The sequence below is a fragment of the Virgibacillus salexigens genome, from assembly GCF_000723585.1.
In the GTDB taxonomy this organism is placed as follows: Bacteria; Bacillota; Bacilli; order Bacillales; family Amphibacillaceae; genus Virgibacillus; species Virgibacillus salexigens.
Genome location: NZ_CCDP010000001.1, coordinates 1,839,702 through 1,862,397, shown reverse-complemented (window position 1 = coordinate 1,862,397; position 22,696 = coordinate 1,839,702). Strand labels below are relative to the sequence as shown.

19 protein-coding genes, 1 other RNA gene and 1 other annotated feature are annotated in these 22,696 nt (G+C 37.2%); of the genes, 5 read left to right on the top strand and 15 right to left on the bottom strand.

What is annotated here, in order from left to right; all coding sequences use genetic code 11:
• The 3 genes from mnmA to cymR are packed head-to-tail and all read right to left on the bottom strand — an operon-like array spanning nt 1 to nt 2,724.
• The gene (mnmA, locus tag BN990_RS08505) at nt 1-1,113 is read right to left on the bottom strand and encodes a tRNA 2-thiouridine(34) synthase MnmA (RefSeq protein ID WP_038243470.1); all 1,113 of its coding nucleotides are present in this window, start codon (nt 1,111-1,113) and stop codon (nt 1-3) included.
• A 15-nt stretch (nt 1,114-1,128) separates the two neighbouring features.
• Nucleotides 1,129-2,271 carry a cysteine desulfurase family protein gene (locus BN990_RS08500; protein ID WP_038243467.1) on the bottom strand — a complete coding sequence of 381 codons (1,143 nt, stop codon included), beginning with the start codon at nt 2,269-2,271 and terminating at the stop codon, nt 1,129-1,131.
• 33 nt (nt 2,272-2,304) lie between these two features.
• Complete coding sequence (gene cymR / locus BN990_RS08495) at nt 2,305-2,724, bottom strand: cysteine metabolism transcriptional regulator CymR (RefSeq protein WP_021291017.1); 420 nt, start codon at nt 2,722-2,724, stop codon at nt 2,305-2,307.
• A 168-nt stretch (nt 2,725-2,892) separates the two neighbouring features.
• On the opposite strand from cymR, the gene BN990_RS08490 reads away from it, so the two are divergent.
• Together BN990_RS08490 and BN990_RS08485 are read left to right on the top strand one after the other, a co-directional pair.
• Nucleotides 2,893-4,170 carry a replication-associated recombination protein A gene (locus BN990_RS08490; RefSeq protein WP_038243464.1) on the top strand — a complete coding sequence of 426 codons (1,278 nt, stop codon included), beginning with the start codon at nt 2,893-2,895 and terminating at the stop codon, nt 4,168-4,170.
• Nucleotides 4,171-4,267: 97 nt separating this feature from the next.
• Entirely contained in the window at nt 4,268-4,939 is a 672-nt protein-coding gene (locus tag BN990_RS08485) for an RsfA family transcriptional regulator (RefSeq protein ID WP_038243461.1), read from the top strand.
• Nucleotides 4,940-5,006: 67 nt separating this feature from the next.
• On the opposite strand, the gene ssrS is transcribed toward BN990_RS08485, so the two are convergent.
• The 4 genes from ssrS to BN990_RS22915 all read right to left on the bottom strand — a co-directional run bounded on the left by ssrS (nt 5,007) and on the right by BN990_RS22915 (nt 8,894).
• A non-coding RNA gene (gene ssrS, locus BN990_RS21860) (6S RNA) lies at nt 5,007-5,193 on the bottom strand.
• Between the two features lie 72 nt (nt 5,194-5,265).
• Complete coding sequence (gene aspS / locus BN990_RS08480) at nt 5,266-7,041, bottom strand: aspartate--tRNA ligase (RefSeq protein ID WP_038243459.1); 1,776 nt, start codon at nt 7,039-7,041, stop codon at nt 5,266-5,268.
• Complete coding sequence (gene hisS, locus BN990_RS08475; RefSeq protein ID WP_021291013.1) at nt 7,038-8,324, bottom strand: histidine--tRNA ligase; 1,287 nt, start codon at nt 8,322-8,324, stop codon at nt 7,038-7,040. The genes aspS and hisS overlap by 4 nt, the downstream gene beginning before the upstream one ends.
• A 127-nt stretch (nt 8,325-8,451) precedes the next feature.
• Nucleotides 8,452-8,669 (bottom strand) — a binding site (T-box leader).
• Between the two features lie 51 nt (nt 8,670-8,720).
• Nucleotides 8,721-8,894 (bottom strand): hypothetical protein, encoded by a 174-nt coding sequence (locus tag BN990_RS22915; RefSeq protein ID WP_021291012.1) that lies wholly within the window; start codon nt 8,892-8,894, stop codon nt 8,721-8,723.
• A gap of 126 nt (nt 8,895-9,020) precedes the next feature.
• On the opposite strand from BN990_RS22915, the gene BN990_RS08470 reads away from it, so the two are divergent.
• Nucleotides 9,021-10,073 carry an N-acetylmuramoyl-L-alanine amidase gene (locus BN990_RS08470; RefSeq protein ID WP_038243457.1) on the top strand — a complete coding sequence of 351 codons (1,053 nt, stop codon included), beginning with the start codon at nt 9,021-9,023 and terminating at the stop codon, nt 10,071-10,073.
• Between the two features lie 169 nt (nt 10,074-10,242).
• On the opposite strand, the gene dtd is transcribed toward BN990_RS08470, so the two are convergent.
• The 7 genes from dtd to BN990_RS08435 form a co-directional block, all read right to left on the bottom strand.
• Nucleotides 10,243-10,689, bottom strand: a complete 447-nt coding sequence (gene dtd, locus BN990_RS08465; RefSeq protein WP_021291010.1) for a D-aminoacyl-tRNA deacylase — start codon at nt 10,687-10,689, stop codon at nt 10,243-10,245.
• A 34-nt stretch (nt 10,690-10,723) separates the two neighbouring features.
• A complete protein-coding gene (locus BN990_RS08460; RefSeq protein ID WP_038243453.1) occupies nt 10,724-12,922 on the bottom strand; it encodes a RelA/SpoT family protein in 2,199 nt (732 codons plus the stop codon).
• 198 nt (nt 12,923-13,120) lie between these two features.
• The gene (locus BN990_RS08455; protein WP_038243450.1) at nt 13,121-13,633 is read right to left on the bottom strand and encodes an adenine phosphoribosyltransferase; all 513 of its coding nucleotides are present in this window, start codon (nt 13,631-13,633) and stop codon (nt 13,121-13,123) included.
• Nucleotides 13,623-15,953, bottom strand: a complete 2,331-nt coding sequence (gene recJ, locus BN990_RS08450; protein WP_021291007.1) for a single-stranded-DNA-specific exonuclease RecJ — start codon at nt 15,951-15,953, stop codon at nt 13,623-13,625. Before recJ ends, BN990_RS08455 begins: the two co-directional genes overlap by 11 nt.
• A 79-nt stretch (nt 15,954-16,032) precedes the next feature.
• Entirely contained in the window at nt 16,033-16,353 is a 321-nt protein-coding gene (locus BN990_RS08445) for a LapA family protein (RefSeq protein WP_021291006.1), read from the bottom strand.
• 112 nt (nt 16,354-16,465) lie between these two features.
• Nucleotides 16,466-18,736, bottom strand: a complete 2,271-nt coding sequence (secDF, locus tag BN990_RS08440) for a protein translocase subunit SecDF (RefSeq protein WP_021291005.1) — start codon at nt 18,734-18,736, stop codon at nt 16,466-16,468.
• 52 nt (nt 18,737-18,788) lie between these two features.
• Entirely contained in the window at nt 18,789-19,085 is a 297-nt protein-coding gene (locus BN990_RS08435; protein ID WP_021291004.1) for a post-transcriptional regulator, read from the bottom strand.
• A 120-nt stretch (nt 19,086-19,205) separates the two neighbouring features.
• On the opposite strand from BN990_RS08435, the gene spoVB reads away from it, so the two are divergent.
• Complete coding sequence (spoVB, locus tag BN990_RS08430; RefSeq protein ID WP_038243446.1) at nt 19,206-20,756, top strand: stage V sporulation protein B; 1,551 nt, start codon at nt 19,206-19,208, stop codon at nt 20,754-20,756.
• Nucleotides 20,757-20,823: 67 nt separating this feature from the next.
• Here the strand turns inward: spoVB and BN990_RS08425 are convergent, their stop codons facing one another.
• Nucleotides 20,824-22,122 carry an ArsB/NhaD family transporter gene (locus tag BN990_RS08425; protein WP_021291002.1) on the bottom strand — a complete coding sequence of 433 codons (1,299 nt, stop codon included), beginning with the start codon at nt 22,120-22,122 and terminating at the stop codon, nt 20,824-20,826.
• Nucleotides 22,123-22,265: 143 nt separating this feature from the next.
• Here BN990_RS08425 and BN990_RS08420 point away from each other — a divergent pair, with 143 nt between their 5' ends.
• Nucleotides 22,266-22,652, top strand: a complete 387-nt coding sequence (locus BN990_RS08420) for a TIGR04086 family membrane protein (protein ID WP_021291001.1) — start codon at nt 22,266-22,268, stop codon at nt 22,650-22,652.
• Nucleotides 22,653-22,696: the final 44 nt, after the last annotated feature.

The following is a 22,696-nucleotide window of genomic DNA, read 5'->3' as shown; positions in this document are numbered from 1 at the left end:
CTATCCAACATAATCTAACATTTGGTCCTGTTTTCTTACCTCTTCAATTGTTCCGCCACCGAGACAAACGTCTCCATCATAAAAAACAACAGCTTGTCCAGGAGTGATTGCGCGTTGACTTTCTATGAAATCAACTTTCACCCGATTATTTTCTAAAATGGTAACTTTCACTTTGCTATCTTGTTGACGATAACGAAATTTCGCACTGCAAATAAACGTATCATTAAGGTTTTCTGAGTGGATCCAATTCACATCGGTCGCAATCAGTGCATCTGAATATAGCTTATCATTATCATACCCTTGTCCTACATAGAGCACATTGTCCTTTAAGTTCTTGCCAACAACAAACCACGGTTCCCCTGATCCACCAATTCCCAGTCCTTGACGTTGCCCGATCGTGTAATACATCAAACCATCATGGCGACCTTTGACCTCACCTTCTAATGTTTGCATTTCACCAGGTTGAGCTGGCAGGTATTCGCTCAGGAACTCTTTGAAGTTACGTTCTCCTATAAAGCATATTCCTGTGCTATCTTTCTTTTCTGCCGTAGCAAGACCATGTTCTTTGGCTATCTTACGAACTTCTGATTTGGGGAGATGTCCAAGTGGAAACATTACTTTAGATAAAACATCTTCTGATAATTGGTTGAGAAAATAAGTTTGATCCTTATTATCATCCGCGCCACGTAACATGTCATACCGTCCATGATGTGCTTTTACTTGCGCATAGTGTCCCGTAGCTAAATAATCAGCGCCTAAAGACATCGCATGTTCCAAGAAAGCCTTAAATTTAATTTCTTTATTACACATGACATCTGGATTCGGTGTCCTTCCTGCTTTGTATTCATCTAGAAAGTACGTAAATACTTTATCCCAATATTGCTTTTCAAAATTAACAGCGTAATAAGGAATATCCAGTTGGTTACAGACACGAACAACATCCTCAAAATCTTCCGTCGCTGTACACACCCCAAATTCGTCCGTATCATCCCAGTTCTTCATAAAGATCCCTACAACATCATAGCCCTGCTGTTTTAAGAGTAAAGCAGCTACAGAGGAGTCAACGCCCCCACTCATACCAACTACAACTCTTGTGTCTTTATTTTCATTCATATACTTACACATCCTTTACTTAACTAGTCGCTTTACTATCTTCGCAACACGTTCAGCAGCTTCTTTAATATTCTCTGGTGTATTAGCTTGTCCAAAACTAAAGCGAATCGAATTTGTTGTACATTCATGCGCTTTGCCAAACATAGCAGTTAATACATGTGAAGGCTCTACAGATCCAGCTGTACACGCACTTCCGCTGGAAGCAGCAATACCTTCTAAATCAAAATTGGTTAACAGCGCTTCGACTTTTGTACCAGGAAAACTTATATTCACCGTGGAAGCAATACTAGCTTCTATGGCACCATTGACTTCAAAATCGATTCCGTTTTTCTTTAAGATGTTAAGGAATGCTTGTTTATAAGATAAATAACGTTCCTTTCGAATTGATTTATTCTCCATAGCTAATTCAACTGCTTTTTGAAAACCTACAATTCCAGCAAGATTCTCCGTTCCAGCGCGACGTTTTCTCTCTTGCTCTCCGCCAAATTGTAAACTATTTAACTTCACCTTCTCATTCACATATAGAAAACCAATTCCTTTTGGACCATTTATCTTATGAGCAGAAACCGTCAGCATATCAATGCCCATCTTCGTAACATCCAAATCAATTAATCCAAAGGCTTGTACAGCATCTGTATGAAAATATGCTTGGTGCTTCTGTAATAATTCGCCAACCTTTTCAATTGGTTGAATAACACCTGTTTCATTGTTTACATACATAATGGAAACAAGGATGGTAGCATCTGTTAACGCTTGATTTACATCTTCTACATTAATTCTCCCATCTTGGTTAACTGGTAAATAGGTTACCTCAAACCCTTCCTGTTCTAATCTTTCCATCGTATGCAGTACAGCATGATGTTCCTGCGCAGTAGTAATGATATGGTTTCCCTTTTGTCGATTAGCTAATGCTGTGCCAATAATAGCAAGATTATCTGCTTCTGTACCCCCACTAGTAAATACAATCTCTTTCTCACTAGCATGAATGCTTCGAGCCAATGTAAGCCGTGCTTCATCTAATAATCGTCTTGCCTTCCTTCCAAATGAATGAACACTAGATGGATTACCAAATACATCCTTTTCCACCGTGTACATTGCATCTAATACTTCAGAGTGAATCGGGGTCGTTGCAGCATGATCCAAATAAATTTGTTCCATCGTTTATCTTTTCCTTCCTCAAACAATTACCATTTAAATATAAAACATATACGCATCTTGTGGCTGGTCATTATTATGTTCTGCTAAATCCTTTAGCGTAGTCGTATCTAACACATTCTTGACAGCATCTCGAATTCGTAACCATAACGCTTGCTTTGCGGGCTCTTCATCCTCGATTCCTTCAACTGGTGTTATCGGCCCTTCCAATACACGTATAATATCACCAGCTTTTATTTCTACTGGATCTTTCGCTAACATGTATCCACCATATGCACCACGAATACTCTTAATCAATCCTGCATTCCTTAAGGGAGAAGCAAGCTGTTCTAAATAATGTTCCGATAATTTATTTTCTTTAGCAATTTGTTTCAGCGAAGTCGGTCCTTTGCCATGTTGTTTTGCTAAATGAATCATAATTGTTAGTCCATATCTTCCCTTTGTTGATATCTTCATCCATGACACCTCAATTTTAATTACGTTCCAATATTACTAATACATGATATTATAGCATGGAACGTATTGTTCGTGCATGTTATCGAATTTTACAAGCATTAGCAATCTTGTCTAAAATAAGTAACATGTGAGAAACAGTGTTTTATTATAATATAAAGGACGGTATATATGAAACAAAAACCACTTGCATTTCGTATGCGGCCGGACCATATTGACGAAATTATCGGACAAGAGCATCTAGTAGAAGAAGGAAAAATTATTCAACGTATGATAGCGGCTGAAAGATTAGCCTCCATGATCCTATTCGGGCCACCAGGAACTGGTAAAACTTCCATGGCTATGGCGATTGCGAAAAGTCTAGGAAAGTCAGTAAAAACCTTAAATGCGGTCACCGATAAGAAGAAAGATATGGAAATTGTCGTAGAAGAAGCCAAAATGATGGGACAAATAGTGCTTATTCTTGATGAGGTACATCGTTTAGATAAAGGAAAACAAGACTTTTTATTACCACATTTAGAAAGTAATTTAATTATTCTAATTGGCTGTACTACAAGTAACCCCTACCATTCCATTAATCCTGCTATCCGTAGCAGATGTCATTTATTTGAATTACATCGTTTAACTGCAAAGCATGTAAAGCAGGCAATTTACCGAGCGATTTCAGATACAGAACATGGTTACGGAGAAGAAAGGATAACAATCATCGATGAGGCTGCAGAACATTTTGCTTTTAGCGCGAACGGAGATATGCGTAGTGCCTTAAATGGTTTAGAATTAGCAGTTGCATCCACACCAGAAAATGAAAATAGAGAAATTATTATAACTCTAGAAATAGCGGAAGAGTGCATGCAGAAGAAAAGCTTTACACATGATAAGGATGGTGATGCCCACTATGATGTGTTATCAGCATTCCAAAAGTCCATCCGAGGCAGTGATGCTGATGCAGCTCTTCACTATTTAGGTAGATTAATTGAGGCAGGTGATCTAGAAAGTATTGCTCGAAGAATGATAGTAACTGCTTATGAGGATATTGGGCTTGCTAATCCACAGGCTGGACCACGAGCAGTTGCTGCTGTTCAAGCTGCGGAAAGATTGGGTTTTCCTGAAGCTAGAATCCCTTTAGCAGTTGTTATTGTGGAACTATGTTTATCACCAAAATCCAATACCGCCTACAAGGCATTAGATGCGGCCCTTCATGATATTCAACAAGGAAAGAGCGGAGAAGTACCCATTCATCTAAAAGATTCCCACTATAGTGGAGCGGAAACATTAGGCAGAGGGAATGCGTATAGATACCCACATAACTATGATAATGGTTGGGTATCACAGCAGTACTTACCAGATTCCATAAAAAATAAGCAGTACTATCAACCAAAAGCTACTGGAAAGTTCGAACAGGCTATTAAACAAGTTTACGAACGTATTCAGAAAGATAAAAAGATTTAACGTATAAGATTCCACTCCCGAGGTAACAATAAATATAAAAATAGCTAAATCTATTATTTAGTTAACAATAGAAATTACTAAAGGAGTGGAAAACATAATGGCAAAAGTAAGACAAGATGCCTGGTCACATGAAGATGATTTATTATTGGCAGAAACCGTATTACGACATATTAGAGAAGGCAGTACACAATTAAATGCTTTTGAGGAAGTAGGAGACAAGCTTAATCGTACTTCCGCAGCATGCGGATTTCGGTGGAATGCAGAAATTCGAATGAAATATGTTAACGCTATTGATCTTGCAAAAAGACAACGAAAAGAAAAGAAACGTGCAATGGCAAAAGCTGGGCAGCAAAATACGAGAAAAGCCGTTGTATCTTTACCACAAACTTCGGATAATAGTGTCACTGCAAATGACAACAACGTAACACCAAGCATTGAAGAAGATACAACGTTAAACATGGATATGGTCATACGATATTTAAAAGACATAAAAAAACAGACTATTTCTTCGAATCAATCAAAAGCTTCTCTTGAACAGATGGAAAAGGAAAATAAAAGCTTACAAGACCAAGTAGATACATTGAATAAACAATTAGAACAAACCAAAGTCCAATTAGAAACCATTCAAGAGGACTATCAAGCATTTATTCAAATTATGGAACGAGCTAGAAAAATGACCGTACTAGATGATCAAAGTTCCGTGGCAGCGCCCGCATTTAGAATGGATAAAAACGGTAATCTACAGCAACTTGCTCAAGGGTCAAATTAAATAAAGAAAAATCCTAGATGCTAAAAGGATGCTCTCCTTTCATGCTACCTAGGATTTTTTTATGTATCACAATCCCGATTGTGCCGTCCAGTTTGAAGCTTTGATCCCGCTCTTGGCAGGTGGGTGCTCTGTTCTATATTTGTTATGCTTCCTCTCATTGGAGGCACGCACGCAATATAGAAACTATTTGCGAGCTCCCATGTTTATAGTTGTTCGGTCAAAACACTTTTCATGAACGAACACATCAGGATATGCTTTGATTGAATTTGTAAATTTATTTTAACACGTAAACGAATTATATAGCAATGATCAACTTAAGAAAACAATTAATCTTTTTTAGGATTCAATTGAATGGATAACTCATTTAGCTGTGCTTGGTCTACTTCACTTGGTGCATTGGTTAACAAGTCAGACGCAGATGCTGTCTTAGGGAATAGAATGGTATCTCTTAGATTGCTTCTGCCTGCTAACAACATAACAATTCGATCTAATCCTAAGGCCACACCGCCATGTGGAGGTGTACCATATTCCAATGCATCTAGTAGGAAACCGAACTGCTCCCTTGCTTCTTTTTCCGTAAAACCTAACGCTTTAAACATTTCGCGCTGTAATTCTGTTTTATAGATACGTACAGAGCCACCGCCAAGTTCAAAACCATTTAGTACTAAGTCATAAGCATTGGCACGAACTGCTGCTGGTTCCGTTTGTATTTTATCCATGTCCTCCTCAACAGGAGATGTAAACGGATGGTGCGCAGCAAAATATCTACCCAATTCTTCATCATACTCTAGTAATGGCCAATCCGTCACCCATAAGAAATGAAATGCTGACTCATTAATTAATTTCAACTCTTTACCTAATTTTAAGCGAAGTGCACCGAGACTATCATAAACGACGTTTGTTTTATCTGCTACAAATAAAAGCAAATCCCCATCTTTAGCGTGCGCAGCAGTTAACAATCCTGCCTTTTCCTCATTTGTTATAAATTTAGCAATCGGACCTTTTAATTCATCGCCTTCTACCTTTAACCAAGCAAGCCCTTTGGCGCCATATACTTTTACAAAATCAGTTAATTTGTCGATGTCTTTCCGCGAATAATTAGCAGCTTGTTGCTCCACATTTAATAAAGCTACTTTCCCTCCGGATGCAAGCGCACCTTGGAATACGTTAAAGGTGGAATCTTTTAACACTTCTGAGACATGAATTAGTTCCAGCCCAAATCGGGTATCAGGTTTATCGGACCCAAATCGAGACATCGCTTCGTCATATGGCATTCGTTGTAACGGAAGCGAGATATCGATCCCTTTCACTTCTCTCATGACATATTGCATCATTTCTTCTGTCATTTGCATAATTTCATCACTAGTTAAAAATGAAGTTTCAATATCGATTTGTGTAAATTCTGGTTGGCGATCTGCCCGAAGATCTTCATCACGAAAACAACGAGCAATCTGGTAATATTTTTCAAAACCACTCATCATAATCAATTGTTTAAACAACTGTGGTGATTGTGGCAAAGCATAAAATTCACCATCATGAACACGACTTGGTACCAGATAGTCACGAGCTCCTTCAGGGGTACTTTTTGTTAATATAGGCGTTTCCATTTCCAAAAAATCTCGCTGATCAAGGAAATCTCGAACTGCTTTTGTAGTTCGATGTCGCAATTTAAACGTTTCTTGTAATGACCCACGTCGCAAATCAATATAGCGATATTTCAATCGTAAATCCTCTGCTACTTCTGACTCATCTTGAATAGCAAAAGGAGGTGTTTTAGCTTTGTTTAATACAGAAATAGCTGAAACGATGACTTCAATTGATCCTGTACTCATTAATGGATTAACTGTTGAAGGATCGCGCTTTACAACCTGGCCATCTACCTCTACTACATACTCGCTTCGTACGGTTTCAGCCACTTGTAATGCTTGTGCCGAATGATCTGGATTAAAAACAATTTGAACGAGACCCGATTTATCACGAAGATCAATAAAAATCAGTCCTCCTAAATCACGTCGTTTTTGCACCCATCCTTTTAGTCGTACAAATTCACCTACATTCGCTTCTTCAAGCGTTCCTGCCATTTTACGTTGTTGTTCACTCATAATTGATTTCCTCCTAAAAGCTTTGCCTTCATGACGTCTACCACCTCTGAAAGTGGGATATTTTCTTGATTGCCTGTTTTCATTTCACGTACCGCAATATGCTGTTGGTTTAATTCATCCTCACCCAAAATTAATACGTACTTCGCTTCATAACGATCAGCTGCTTTGAACTGCCCTTTCATTTTTTTGGATTGATAATCTTTGTCTACTTGAATTCCATGGTTGCGCAGATTGTGCACAAGACGAACCGCTTCTTTTTCTGCTTGTTCACCAACAGCAATACAATAACAATCTAACGAAGAATCGACAGGAATCTCCCGCTGTTCTGCTTCCAATGCCATTAATAAACGTTCTAATCCCATTCCAAATCCAATTCCAGGAGCATTTGGACCACCAAGTTCCTCAACAAGACCATTATAGCGACCACCGCCTGCTAATGTCGTAATTGCACCAAAGCCATCTGCTTCACTCATAATTTCAAATGCAGTGTGATTGTAATAATCAAGTCCGCGTACAAGATTTTTATCAACATGGTATTCAATCCCCATTAAGGTTAGGTATTCTTTTACTTTTTCAAAATAGCACTGTGATTCATCATTCAAATAATCAAGGATGGAAGGAGCTGTTTTCATTGCTGGATGTTCACGATCCTTTTTACAATCAAGAATTCGAAGCGGATTCTTCTCTAAGCGCATTTGGCAATCACCGCAAAGCTCATTCTTATGTGGAGTAAAGTGATCAATTAAAGCCTGACGGTGATTCTCTCTACTCTCTTTATCTCCTAGTGAATTGATAACCAATTTTAAAGAAGTTAATCCCATTTCCCGATAGCATGTCATTGCTAAATCGATAACTTCAGCATCCACAGCGGGATCCGCACTTCCTAATACCTCAACTCCAAATTGATTTAATTGCCGCATACGTCCTTTTTGCGGTCGTTCATATCGAAACATTTGAGCAAAGTAATATAATTTTACGGGTTGGTTAACCGAACCATATAATTTATTTTCTACAAAAGAGCGTACTACAGAGGCTGTTCCTTCTGGACGTAGGGTAATACTTCTCCCACCGCGATCTTCAAAGGTATACATTTCTTTTTGTACAATATCTGTAGAATCCCCTACGCCACGTTGAAATACTTCTGTATGTTCAAACAAAGGTGTGCGAATTTCATGAAAATGGTATCTATTACATATTTCTTTTATTTTAGCCTCAACAAATTGCCACTTATTAGCATCTTGCGGAAGTATATCAGCTGTTCCCCTCGGTGCTTTATAACTCATATCATAACCCCCTAGTTAAGTTTTCGTATTTCAACCAGATACTGTCTGTTACTGGCAAATTTAGAGTAACAACTACTTGCCAAACCCATCGTTAAAAACATAAAAAACTCCCGTCCCTTCAAAAATGAAAAGGGACGAGAGTTACCCGCGTTGCCACCCTAGTTGATACAAATTATGTATCCGCCTTTACACAGTTAACGCCTGCAAAACGTTTATACCTACTCTTTTCGATATAAAGCCTCTTGAATGTCTTTCATTGGACCAAATTGCAAAAATGCTTCCAGCCAGTGACATTTTTTCTCTGTCCATTTGGGCACCAATTACTTTTTCCGTCATCGGTTCATTTCTATTCGTAATTATGAATGTATATTATATTAAGCTTTCCTTCGGATTATGTCAAGCACGATTAATTTTTTTCTTTAACATTTTTACCTCACCCAAAGAAATCCCTAATTCTTGCGCTATCTCCATATGACTTGTATTACCTTCTAATTCCATAAAACGATGTAGGTTTACCCCAAATACTTGATTATGATTATGAGCGTACCATTGTTTTTCCGGCGATCGCATACAAAGACCTCCTTCTTGAATAACTATAGTTTTGCCTAATAGCAAACTTTTTATTATACTGAAAAGAGGATTTTGATCGTAACAACGCCACGCATAACAACGATTCGTTGTACAAGGAGGTACTTAATGGCGGTAGCAAAACAATTTTTATTATCCAGTATCCTATTGTGTATTGTTTTTGTTCCCTCTATTGCTTTTGCTAAAAATGGCAGCATTTCTGGAAATAATGTAAACATTCGAAGTGGACCTGGAACAAATTTTGGTGTCATTGATCAAGCTAATGAAGGTGAACATTATCCAATTATTCAGGAAAAGGGAGAATGGATTGAAGTCCAGTTATCAAATGGAACTGGCTGGATTATCAATTCTTACATTGATATTAGCCACCCTCAAGAATCAGAAGCAACAACAAGTGTCTCGCCACCATCCACAATAACAATCGCAAATAATCATACGCAAATTCGGAGTGGACCATCCACTGATGAACCAATCGAACATTTTGCGAAAAAGGGCAGCGTATTTAATGTATTATCTGTAGATGGAGATTGGTATGAAATCCAAAACGATGAAGTACATGGATATCTATTGCAAGCATTAGCAGATCCAATTAATTTGCCTACTGCCAGTCGTTTTTTTAATAAAACAATTGTTATTGATGCAGGTCATGGCGGTAGAGATGTAGGAGCTATTGGGGTAGCAGAAACGTTTGAGAAAGACATTGCATTACTTACTGCCATGGAGTTGAAACAAGAATTAACCATGCTAGGTGCTGATGTAAGACTTACCCGTACAAGTGATGAATTTATTCCATTAGGAAGTCGAATAAGTTTTAGTAATTTGGTTGCTACGGACGCTTTTATCAGTATTCATTATAACAGTGTTCCAGAGTCTCCAACAGTTTCAGGTATTGAGACATATTATTATCAGGATTACAATGATGGTTTAGCCTCTCAGATCCAATCAGAATTAGTTAAAGCAACAGGCGCAAACGATCGTGGAACTTCATTTGGCGACTTTCTCGTTTTACGACAGAGCTTAAAAGCTTCTGTATTACTGGAGCTTGGATTTATTTCTAATCAGGAACAAGAATCCTTGCTTGATACAACAGCCTATCAAAAAAAACTAGTATCTGGTATTGTAAATGGCCTAGCTAGTTACTTTGCATCTAATGAACGATAAAGCCAGAACAAAAGGATCCGAACTAGTATCCGAGCAATTATATTCGGAAAGTAGTTCGGATTTTTCTATCGTTCTTTTTTAGAAGGGCGATTCCTGCCATTAGAAATGGATAGCCTCGTCTGTGAGACATAAAACAATAAATTAGCGTGACGCAAGTCGGCCACTCGTTTTATTTTTCATGACTGTCAATAAGTAATGTGACAGGACCAGCGTTTGTAAGTTCCACATTCATCATTTCTCCGAATTCACCGGTTTGTACCTCTACTCCTTCTGCCTGCAACAATTGATTAAAATACTGGTATAAAACAGCTGCATCGGAAGGTTTAGCAGCTCTCATGAAATTGGGTCTTCTTCCTTTTCTAGTATCTCCGTACAGTGTAAATTGGGAAATAGATAAAATACTTCCGCCAACGTCTTTTAGGGACAAATTCATTTTTTGATTTACATCTTCAAAAATTCGCAAGTTGATGATTTTATTAACTAAATAACTTGCATCATCTTTCGTATCCTCATGGGTGACACCAAGTAACACTACTAACCCTGAACCAATCTGACCGATAATTTCATCATTCACAGAGACACTTGCTTGTGTAGTTCGTTGAATTACTGCTTTCATTGAAATACTCCTTTATAGAACTCCAATACTACGGTTATTGCAACGTTCGAGTTACCGTATAAACATCTGTGATTTGTTTAATTCGTTCGACAATTTTGCGTAAATGACCGGTATTATGAATAAGAATAGTAATTTGAATGAACGCCATTTTATTACGGTCTGATCTACCATTTACATACGTAATATTTGTTTTCGTTTCATTTACTGCTTGCAGTACCTCATTTACTAACCCGCGCCGATCATACCCTGATATTTCAAGATCAACATGATATTGCTTCTGATCCGTGCGATTATCCTCCCAATCAACATGAAGAAATCGTTGTTTTGCTTCCTCTGTTTGAGCATTTGGACAATCTGCTCGATGAACAGATACTCCCCTGCCCTTCGTAATATAACCAACAATACGATCACCAGGTACAGGATTACAACATTTTGATAAACGTACTAATAGATTATCAACGCCTTCCACTTTCACACCAGAATCACGTTTTTGCGGCTTTTTATTTTTAACTTCCGTTTTCACTTCTTCGATAGTTTGCTCTAGATCCTGTTTTTCTTTTGATTTTCTTAGTTTATCCGTCAGACGAGTGGCAATTAACGCTGCAGTAATACCTTGATATCCTACCGCTGCATACATATCTTCTTCATTAGAAAAATTAAATTTTTCATATACGCGTTCTAAATTTTCTTGTGTAAGGACATCTTTAGGTTCGAACGATAAATCTCGAATTTCTTTGTCTACTGCTTCTTTTCCTTTAATAATGTTTTCTTCTCGACGCTGCTTCTTGAAAAATTGTTTTATTTTATTTTTTGCTTGTGAAGTTTGCGTAATCTTTAACCAATCTTGGGATGGCCCATACGAATGTTTTGAAGTCATCACTTCAATAATGTCGCCATTCTTTAATTGATAATCAAGTGGCTCCATTTTCCCATTAATTTTTGCGCCAATGGTTTTATTTCCGATTTCTGTATGAATTTTATATGCAAAGTCCAATGGTACAGATCCTGATGGAAGCTCAATTACATCTCCCTTAGGAGTAAACACATAAACCATATCTGAAAATAAATCTACCTTAAGAGATTCCATGAATTCTTCTGCATCATGCGTGTCGTTTTGCCAATCAAGAATCTCCCTAAACCAAGTCAATTTCTCTTCAAACGACTTCTTATCGTTATTAACTCGTTTTCCCTCTTTATATGCCCAATGCGCAGCAATGCCATATTCCGCAATATCATGCATTTCTTTTGTTCGAATCTGTACTTCTAAAGGATCGCCTTTTGGTCCGATAACGGTAGTATGCAGTGATTGATAGAGATTAGGCTTCGGCATTGCAATATAGTCTTTAAATCTCCCCGGCATTGGTTTCCAGCATGTATGAATAATACCTAGAACTGCATAGCAATCTTTAATACTGTTTACAAGGATTCGGACTGCTAGAAGATCATATATTTCATTAAATTGCTTATTTTGTTTCATCATTTTTCGATAAATACTATACAAATGCTTCGGCCGTCCTGATAAATCTGCATCAATATTCATTTCTTTCAATTGTTGAGAAACTTCATTCATTACTTCTTCGATATAAGATTCACGTTGGTCTCTTTTTTGTTTCATCAATTGAACAATTCGATAATATTGCTGAGGATTTAAATAGCGTAAAGCGGTATCCTCAAGCTCCCACTTTATCGTAGAAATTCCGAGTCGATGTGCCAAGGGAGCAAATATTTCTAACGTTTCATTGGAAATGCGACGTTGTTTTTCTGGAGGTAAATGTTTTAATGTTCGCATATTATGCAATCGATCCGCCAACTTAATTAAAATTACACGGATATCTTTTGCCATTGCTACGAACATTTTTCGATGGTTTTCTGCTTGAATAGCCTCTTTGGATTTATATTTAATTTTACCTAGTTTCGTAACACCATCAACGAGCATAGCGACTTCATGATTAAACGCTTCTTCAATCGATTCTATGGAAACATCCGTATCTTCTACTACATCATGAAGAAATCCCCCAGCTATTGTCTCCGCATCCATCTCAAGCTCCGTCAATATACCAGCAACTTGTACAGGATGAATGATATAAGGCTCTCCAGATTTCCGGAACTGATCGGCATGTGCCTGCTCAGCAAATTCAAAAGCTTGGCGAATAAAAGCAGTATCTTCTTCCGTTAGATACTGACCAGCCTTTTCCAAAATATCATCAATTGTCATAATATCGCTTTTTGCCATTAATAATCACCTTTATTCGCTATCTCAAGTTTCTAATATTAATCTTAAATATATTAATTATATGCTTTTTCGACACTTCATGTCCATCGTTAATTTTTGTAAATGCTTAATATCTATGTAAGTTGTATCAAAGAGCTTCACCAATAATAACAAATAGGCCTAACGATCTATATTATCGTCAGACCCATATGAAATGAGTTAGTAACTCATTAATGTTAGTACATCATAACCTTCTAGTTTGTCTAAACCATCTAAATAGCTTAATTCGATAATGAACGCACACCCTGCAACAACACCGCCAAGTTCTTCTACTAATTTAATGGTTGCTTCAATTGTGCCACCGGTTGCTAACAAATCATCTGTAATTAACACGCGTTGTCCCGGCTTTATCGCGTCTTTGTGAATAGTTAAGACATTTGACCCATATTCTAGTCCATAATCAACTTTTACAACTTCTCTTGGAAGTTTTCCTTCTTTTCGCACTGGAGCAAAGCCAACTCCTAATGCGTATGATACAGGACAACCAATGATAAAACCTCTTGCTTCAGGACCAACTACTACATCTATTTCTTTTTCTTTTGCGTAATCAACGATTTCATCGACTGCTGATCGAAAAGCATTACCATCTGCCATTAACGGTGTAATATCTTTAAACTTTATACCCTCTTTAGGCCAGTTTTCAACAATTTTAACATAATTTTTATAATCCATAACTCAGTTCCTCCTTGGGGATCCCCAAATATTCCGCGCATCTTGTAAAAAAGCTTTTTAATTCTTCATAGGTGGAATAATAAAGTACCTTCTCAATCTCAGCCTGTCTTAATCGTTGTTGATAAATGGAAGAAGATCGAAGATCTTTTTTCATCGGTTGAGGATTCGGCTGGATGATTCCATCCGTATTACTTATAAAATCCAATTCTTCAAACACATCTAAAATAAATAAAAGTTTATCTTTCGTCCACCCTTTCGATTGTATCAGAACAGTTATATCACGATCTGCATGTAATTGTTTACGTCTGAGAATAAAGGCATAAACCCACTTGAATTCTTCTCTGGATGGAAATGCCCTTAAATAAGTACTATCTTTCACATAATAACATACATGTATGTTATTTGGTTTGGTATTTTTTATTAACTGTTCAAGATCTGCTATTTCATTTGGCATGTCGATAATAAATAAGCTGTTCAATTGCTCCGGATCATCCAGCAAATCCTGATAGGTCTTGTAATCGATTCCTTCATACTGCGTACGTTCTTCTTTACCGACTGCCAATTGACGAGATTCCTCGTTTATAAAAGGAGATATATCCAATGTACGTTTACCTCGATGGTCAAACAATTGCCAATCATTAATTGAAATATCTTGAATCATCATTTGGGGTTTGCGTTGTCCATTCCATTCATTGATTCCTAATTCACCGACCAATTGAATAGCCGTATGTGGCGTTAAGTAATGAAATAGCTCTCCTAGTCCAAAGCCAATGGCATCTAACATCGCCTTATTCGATTTAAATTGAAGCTTTAAATGATTTTTCAAGCTACCAATCTGTCTTGCTTGTGTTGGCTGCTCTTGTATATGAAATAACGGTTTTGGATTGTGCATTCCAAATGGTGCTAATCGTTCAATCTCCCCAATAAGCTCTTCAGTGATTTCAGATATTGGGATAGACTGGCTTATATCAATAACCTGTTTAAAATCTTCTGCAGTTAATTGACTAAAAATCAACTCATTTAAAGCTGCTTGCAAGACTTCTACTTGTTCTAATTGTAATGTCATTCCTGCCGCTTGAGCATGTCCTCCAAAACTATGAAATAAATGTCTTACCTGCATACAATTTTGAAATAAGTCAAATGCTGGAATACTTCGGGCTGACCCTTTTGCTATTCCTTTATCTGATTTCTTAGCAAGCACGATAGCAGGCCGATCATATTTACGTACTAGCTTAGAAGCAACAATTCCAAGAACGCCCTCATTCCAACCTTCTTTTGCTACAATAATAACACCTTGTTGCTCACACCCATTTAACATTTCCTCTGCTTCATTTACAATTTCAGTAACGATACGCTGACGCTCTTGATTGATTTGTTGTATCGTTTCTGCAATTTCAATTGCTTCCTCTTTAGAATCAGTCATTAATAAATGAACAGCCAGATCGGCATCTTGCAATCTTCCAACTGCATTTATCCTTGGGCCAATTAGAAAACCTACGTCTTCTTCCGTAACTTGATCCTCTATTTTGCAAACTTGCTTCAATGCTTTTAACCCAACATTCGATGTAGCAGAGAGTGCTTTTAATCCGTAGTAAGCTAGAATTCGATTCTCATTCACGAGTGGTACAAGGTCTGCAATCGTACCTATTGCAGTAAATTCCAATAAATGTTTTGGAAAATAACCTAATAAGGATTCGGCAAATTTAAAAGCAACGCCAACACCCGCAAGCTCTTGAAATAAATAATCAGGTGAGCATTTAGGATGTATAATCGCATAACAATCAGGTAATTCAGCTTGAATCTCATGGTGGTCCGTAATAATTAAATCGATTCCAAGTTCATTAGCCACCTCTGCTTCATGGACAGCAGCTATTCCCGTATCAACAGTGATAATTAGTTGATACCCCTCATCATAAGCATTGCGAAAAGCTTTTTCATTCGGACCATAACCCTCTGTAAATCGATTAGGGATATAAAAATTGCAATCTGCTCCGAGTTCTTGCAGTGCTTTTAATAATACAGTTGTTGAACTTACACCGTCCGCGTCATAATCACCAAACACAAGGATTCTTTCTTGATTTTCAATTGCTTGATGGACACGGTTTGTTGCTTTATCTATCATTAGAAGCATATTCGGATTATGTAAGTCAGAAAGATCAGGCGCAAGAAATTTTGAGGCTGCATGTTCTGAAGTTATTCCTCTTTGTAGTAAAAGCTCTTGAATTACAGGAGATAAAGAAAGCGAGTCATCCATCCAATGTAAATTATCATTATCCTGTATCTTCTCTATATAGTTCCATTTTGCCTTACTCTTTAACATAAATTCACCCCTGACTAATCTATTATACATAAATTACATCAGGGGTAGCAACTAGAACTCATATGATAAGATTGGTTAATTATTTCTCATGATGATCCGCTTCCACTCCATTCGCTTCATCGTTTACTGCTATACCAGCCTCTTCTAACTTATTTGTTAAGTTAAATATTTCCGCTTTGTGATGACGGATTTCACGTTGTAATCGGAATATTCTTAAAGCGCCAACAGCAGCGGTAATGATGCCACCCATAAGTACGGAGAACAAAATAATTAGAATCAGTGGAGACTCTGCCGTCCAAAATAAATAATTTACTTCTACTGCTTCCACATTCGTAACTGCAAAAACAGCTACAATAATAACAAATAGAATTGCAAATAATACATAAGATTGTCCTTTCATGTAACTCCTCCTATCAAGAATGTGTCGTAATCCATTTGATTATGTTCTCCTATTACCCTTACATAAATCAAGCAAACCTCTGTTACTATATAGCAACAGAGGTCATTGTTTTTTATACTTGTGGGCCTTCCACTTTCTTTTTCTTCGTAAAATCTACTGGTTTCTTCTTGATCATCTTGCCTCGCCATACGAGCCACAATTGCGCAGCTAAGAACAAGGAAGAATAAGTTCCAGCCAACAACCCAACAGCAAGCGCTATAGCAAAGCCTCCTATTGATTGTGCTCCTAGAAATAAGAAAGCAAGAACAGCGATTAATGTGGTAACAGAGGTGTTAATACTACGCATAAATGTTTGTACTAAACTTCGGTTAACAATGACCGCTAATTCTTTAAAGGACTTCACTTTTTTCCGTTTCCGGAGATTTTCTCTTATCCTGTCAAACGTTACAATCGTATCATTAATGGAATACCCAACAATTGTAAGAATCGCTGCTACAATCGTAACATCAAATTCAATTTGCGTAATACTAAATATTGCTATCGTGAAAAATGCATCATGCAAGAGTGCAATTATTGCCGTAATCGCAAAGAAGAATTCAAATCGAATCGTAACATAAAGGATCATAAAGATGGAAGCAATTCCAACCGCGTAAGCAGCATTTTTAACTAACTCTTCTCCAACAATTGGTGATACGACACTTATACTAGGCTCGTTACCGTATGCATTGTCAAAATAGGATTTCACCTCAGCTATTGTATCTTGAGACAGTACGGTATCAAATCTGGCAACTGCTGATTCGCCATCTTCACCTGTAGACACAATTGATTTAGCCTCTAAACCTAATTCATCAAATCCTTGCTCTACTTCTTCGGTTGTAATCGTATTTTCTGCTAAAATCTCGATTCGTGAACCACTTGTGAAGTCAATACCCGGATTTAATTTAAAGATAAACAAAGAGCCAATTCCTAATATAACCATGATTAATGAAACCATAAAGAATTTCTTACGATGCTGCACAACGTTTAATGACCGGTTAAATAATTTTGGTTCTTCTTCCCCTTTTTGTTTAATATCTTTGATGTCTGCTCGCTTCACTGCAAACCAGCTTGGACGATTTTTTATGAATTTAGTTTTAATCCAAAGACTTAATAGTAAACGTGTACCGAATACGGCCGTCACAAAACTTACTAAAATACTTACAATTAACATGGTTGCAAATCCCTTTACCGAACTTGTCCCAAATATAAATAAGACAGAAGCAGCCAGCAGGGTTGTTATATTTGCATCAAGAATGGTTGACAGCGAGTTCTTTGTTCCTGCTTTAAACGAAGCGATGATCGATTTACCAGCACGAATTTCCTCTTTGATCCTCTCAAAGGTAATCACATTTGCATCGACAGCCATACCGACACCAAGAATTAAAGCAGCAATACCTGGTAATGTCAGTACCCCATTCATTAATTCAAACACTAATAAAATCAGATAAATATAAATGCTTAAATTAATAACTGCAATGAAGCCTGGAAATCTGTACACAGCAATCATATATAAGAAAATTAATCCTACACCTATAAACCCGGCAAAGACCGTTTTATCCAATGCTTGTTCTCCGAATTGTGCTCCAACTGATGTGGAATAAATCTCTTCCAAATGTACCGGTAAAGACCCAGAGTTTATGATATTAGCTAATTGCTTCGCAGAATCCACTGTGAAGTTTCCACTTATCATAACATTATTCGTATTTAATGTTTCGCTCACACTAGGAGCCGATACAAATTTAGGATCCTCTTTTTGGTATTCTTCAGCATAACTGTCGCCTTCTTTATAATCCATCCAAATCACAAGCAAATTATCTGGATAAGGTGTTTCTGGATTATCCATATTTTTAATTTGACTTGTCACATCAGCAAATTTCTCCGCATCTTTTAACTGCAATGTAACAATCGGTTGATTACTATTAGGGTCAAAGTCTTGCTTGGCACTTCCTTCTTTTACATCGTTCCCATTTAAAAGTTCCTTATCGTTGACATCACGGAACGATAACTGTGCTGCGGTAGAAAGTAACTCTCTTGCCTCTGTTTGGTCTTCTACACCGGCAAGCTGTACTCTGATTCGATTCTCCCCTTCAATATCAATACTTGCTTCACTTATACCTAATCGATTTACTCGATCATTCAAGGTTTCAACGGTGGATTCTAATAAGCCCCTATCCATTTCCTGATTTCCATCAACTGGTTCTGCCTCATAGAGTACTTCAAATCCACCTTGTAAATCCAATCCTAAATTTATATCTTTTGTAATGCCTGTAACCGTTGTTCCAATTGTACCTGCAAAAATAAGTACGATTAGAAAAAAGGCAACTATTCTGCCTCTATTTTTCATCTATCCATGGCCTCCCTTTTTCTTAGGGTGATAATTTTTTATGTAATTTAAACTAATGATTGTTTGTCTCATTTGTTACAGCTTGAATGGATGCCATTAAATCGCCATCCTGGTAAGCTTCTACGGTCAAATAACTTATATAAGCAGCCGTACTCAACTGGAAGATATCTTGTACTACTTCATAAATTCGCTTCTCTGGATCACCCTTCCATACCTTCTGCATTAAGCACTTCCATACGTCATCGGTTGTTGTTTGTTCATACCCCATTAAATGAAACTCTTCTGCCTTACTTTGTAATGCAGGCATCACCATTTCTTTCCATTCTGTTACAGTTTGTACAATTTCCAAAAAAGAACCCTCCTAAATTCGGAGTACTAAAATTCGGTAACTTGTCATGCTTGGCCAAGTGAATCGCATATATATCATTGTATATGAAATTCCATTTTTTGAGAAGGCAGGTCGTATATAATGACCAAACAAACATTTTTACAAGGTACACTTATTTTAATACTAGCTGGTATGATTACACGTTTTCTTGGTTTTATTAACCGTATTGTTGTTGCTCGTCTCATGGGAGAAGAAGGTGTAGGTCTATACATGATGGCACTTCCTACGTTCTTCTTAGTGATTACCCTTACGCAACTCGGTTTACCTGTTGCTATTTCAAAAAGGACCGCTGAAGCCGAGGCTCAAGGGGATCATGCTAAAATTAAAAAGATCCTCATCGTATCTCTAGTAATTACTGGCATATCCAGTATTATTTTTACTACAGGTATGATCTTAGCTACACCATTTATTGCAACTACATTACTAACCGATGATCGCACACTTTATCCATTATTAGCCATTAGTCCGATTATCCCCATCATAGCTATATCATCTGTTTTAAGAGGTTATTTTCAAGGAAAACAAAATATGAAGCCACAAAGTTATGCACAAGTCATCGAGCAAATTATCCGGATTTCCTGTGTCGCACTTTTTGTGAAACTATTACTACCATATGGATTAGAGTTTGCGGCAGCTGGTGCGATGTTTAGTATAATTCTAGGTGAATTCGTCTCCTTACTTTATATGGTGCGCATGTTCAAGTTAAAAAAACGAATTAAAATCCGCTCTCGTTTCTTTTCCTATTTACGTTCAAGTAGAGACACACTTAAAGAATTGTTCTCCATTGCACTTCCTAGCACAGGTAGCCGAATGATCGGATCGATATCTAATTTTCTAGAACCTATCTTAGTAGCGCAAAGTCTAGCTATTGCCGGGATATCTAGTACATTAGCGACTAAGCAATATGGCGAACTTACAGGCTATGTATTACCCTTATTATTCTTACCAACTTTTATCACGCATTCTCTGTCTACAGCATTGGTACCTTCTATTTCTGAAGCAGAAGCTACAAACAATACGAAATTAATCCATTACCGTATTCATCAGTCTATTCGCATTTCCTTTTCATCAGGAGCTATTGCCACCATTGTACTTACACTCTTTTCTGTACCAATTTTAACATACATGTACGGCACGGGAGATGCAAGCAGGTTTGTATTATTGATGGCTCCATTTTATATTTTACTTTATATACAAGCACCTTTACAAGCAGCGCTACAAGCATTGGATTTAGCGAGGCCTGCTATGTGGAACAGCCTGATTGGGGCAATATGTAAATTTGTTGCTCTATTTATGCTTGCATCCAATCCTAATTTTGGTATTATGGGTGTCGCTATTTCCATGGCATTAAGCGTTGTACTCATTACTCTACTGCATCTTGGATCATTATATAAAGCTATCGGGTTTGGTATTCCGCTGAAAGATATTACTAAAATGATACTACTCTTAACAATGACTTGGGGAGTAGGCCAATTTATTAAAGGAATTTATGACAACCTCCAGCCAGGAATACTCGTGTTTATTAGCTTATTAATTGGCTTAACGTTTATTTATATCCTATTCTTATTTTTACTTCGATTTATTACGAGAGAAGAATTAAAACAACTTCCCTTCCTACAAAAATGGCTGTAGAGTGGGTACGTAATCATCTTACAATTTATTAACTAGTTAAAAAACCTGCCAAGTAACAGGCAGGTTTTTATGGTTGCCCCATATATGGTATGAGATAACGGAAATAAATATAAATCGTTACAATGATTAGCGATAGGATCACCAATGGAAAACCATATAACATGAATCGAACAAAGGAGATTTTTTGTTTTGCTCCTTCAGCCAACCCAGCCACTACGACATTGGCGGAGGCGCCAACAAGCGTAGCATTTCCTCCCAAACATGCTCCTAGTGCTAATGACCACCAAATAGGGTCAAGGTATACCATCCCATAACTTTCAAACTCTTGAACTACTGGAATCATTGCTGCAACAAATGGTATATTGTCTACTATCCCTGAAAACAGCCCCGATACCCAAAGTATTAATAAGGTTGTTTGAACGTAATCCCCATCAGTTGAAAGCACAATAGCCCGTGCCAACTCATCAATAATTCCCACTTCCTCCAAACCACCAACAAGCGTAAATAAACCAATAAAGAAAAATAACGTCACCCATTCAACCTTTTCGAATATTTTTTCTGTCGCAAGCTCTCTCTCCGTTAGTAACAATAATAATATTGCACCTGATAAAGCTATGGTAGTTAATTCAACATGGATAAAAGCATGTAATAAAAAACCTGAGATTGTCATGACAAGTACAGACACAGATTGATAGAGCATTGGTGACTTTTTTAAGTAAGCAGAGGCATTTAATCTTAAAAGTTCATCCGTATCCATAGAATGACGTTTTATTTTCTTACGAAAAAGCAAAGTTACCATTAATAACATAATGAAAAACATAATTAGGGCTATCGGTGCAACATGAACCAGGAAGGATGAAAAAGTTAAATGATCAACCGCCTGTCCAATCATAATATTCGGTGGGTCTCCAATTAGTGTTGCAGCGCCACCAATGTTGGAACTAAATATAATAGTAATTAGATATGGAAAGGCGGGTAGCTTGAGCAATTTCGTTATTTTTAGCATCACTGGTACAAAAATTAACACTGTAGTTACATTATCCAACAATGCAGAGCCTAATCCAGTTAAAATACCAGCACCTAACAATAATGGTAGTGGTGCTCCTTTCACTTTCTGAGCAAAACGAATAGCAATAAAAGAAAATAATCCGGTTTTCTCCGTAATAGCTATTAACACCATCATAGAAAAAAGCAAAGCAATCGTATTCCAATCAATATAATGCATGAACATTCGTTCTGTCGTGTAAATACCAGTTAATAGTAATAATGTACCTCCAGCCATGGTAACAATCGCGCGGTTAACCTTCTCCGTCATTATAAATATATAACAAATAATAAATATAAGAGAGGCTAGAATAATTTCCATCTTACACCTACCTTCCCATTCATCTGCTTTTGAACACCTTAATACACTATATGTATTTAAAAAACAAAATATTTTTCGTCTATTATTTTTCAGTCGTGAATACGATTAAATAAAGTGGACAAACAGGAAGGGAGGAAACAACCATGCAGAAAAACCAATTCACTGCATTACTCTATGGTTGGATCACTGTATTTGGATTAATCATGATAGCGAGTTTTATCTTAGCTTTACTACTTCGATTCACCTCATTCAATGAGCCTGCATTATCATGGGTTACACTCATTATTGGTCTCCTATCGTTATTTATCGGTGGTATGGCAGCTGGGATAAAAGGGAAAGCAAAAGGCTGGATAATCGGTGCAATTACTGGAACAGGATTTACACTATTTATCTTTCTAGTTCAATATCTGGGTTATCAACAAGGATTCTCGCTAGAACAAATGTTACATCATGTTGCCTATATAGCCGCAGCACTCTTTGGTGGAGCAGTTGGCGTTAATATTGTGGGACCTCAAGTCACTGAAAGCTAATAATACTAGAAGAAATCCGCTAATCTTAAAATTAGCGGATTTCT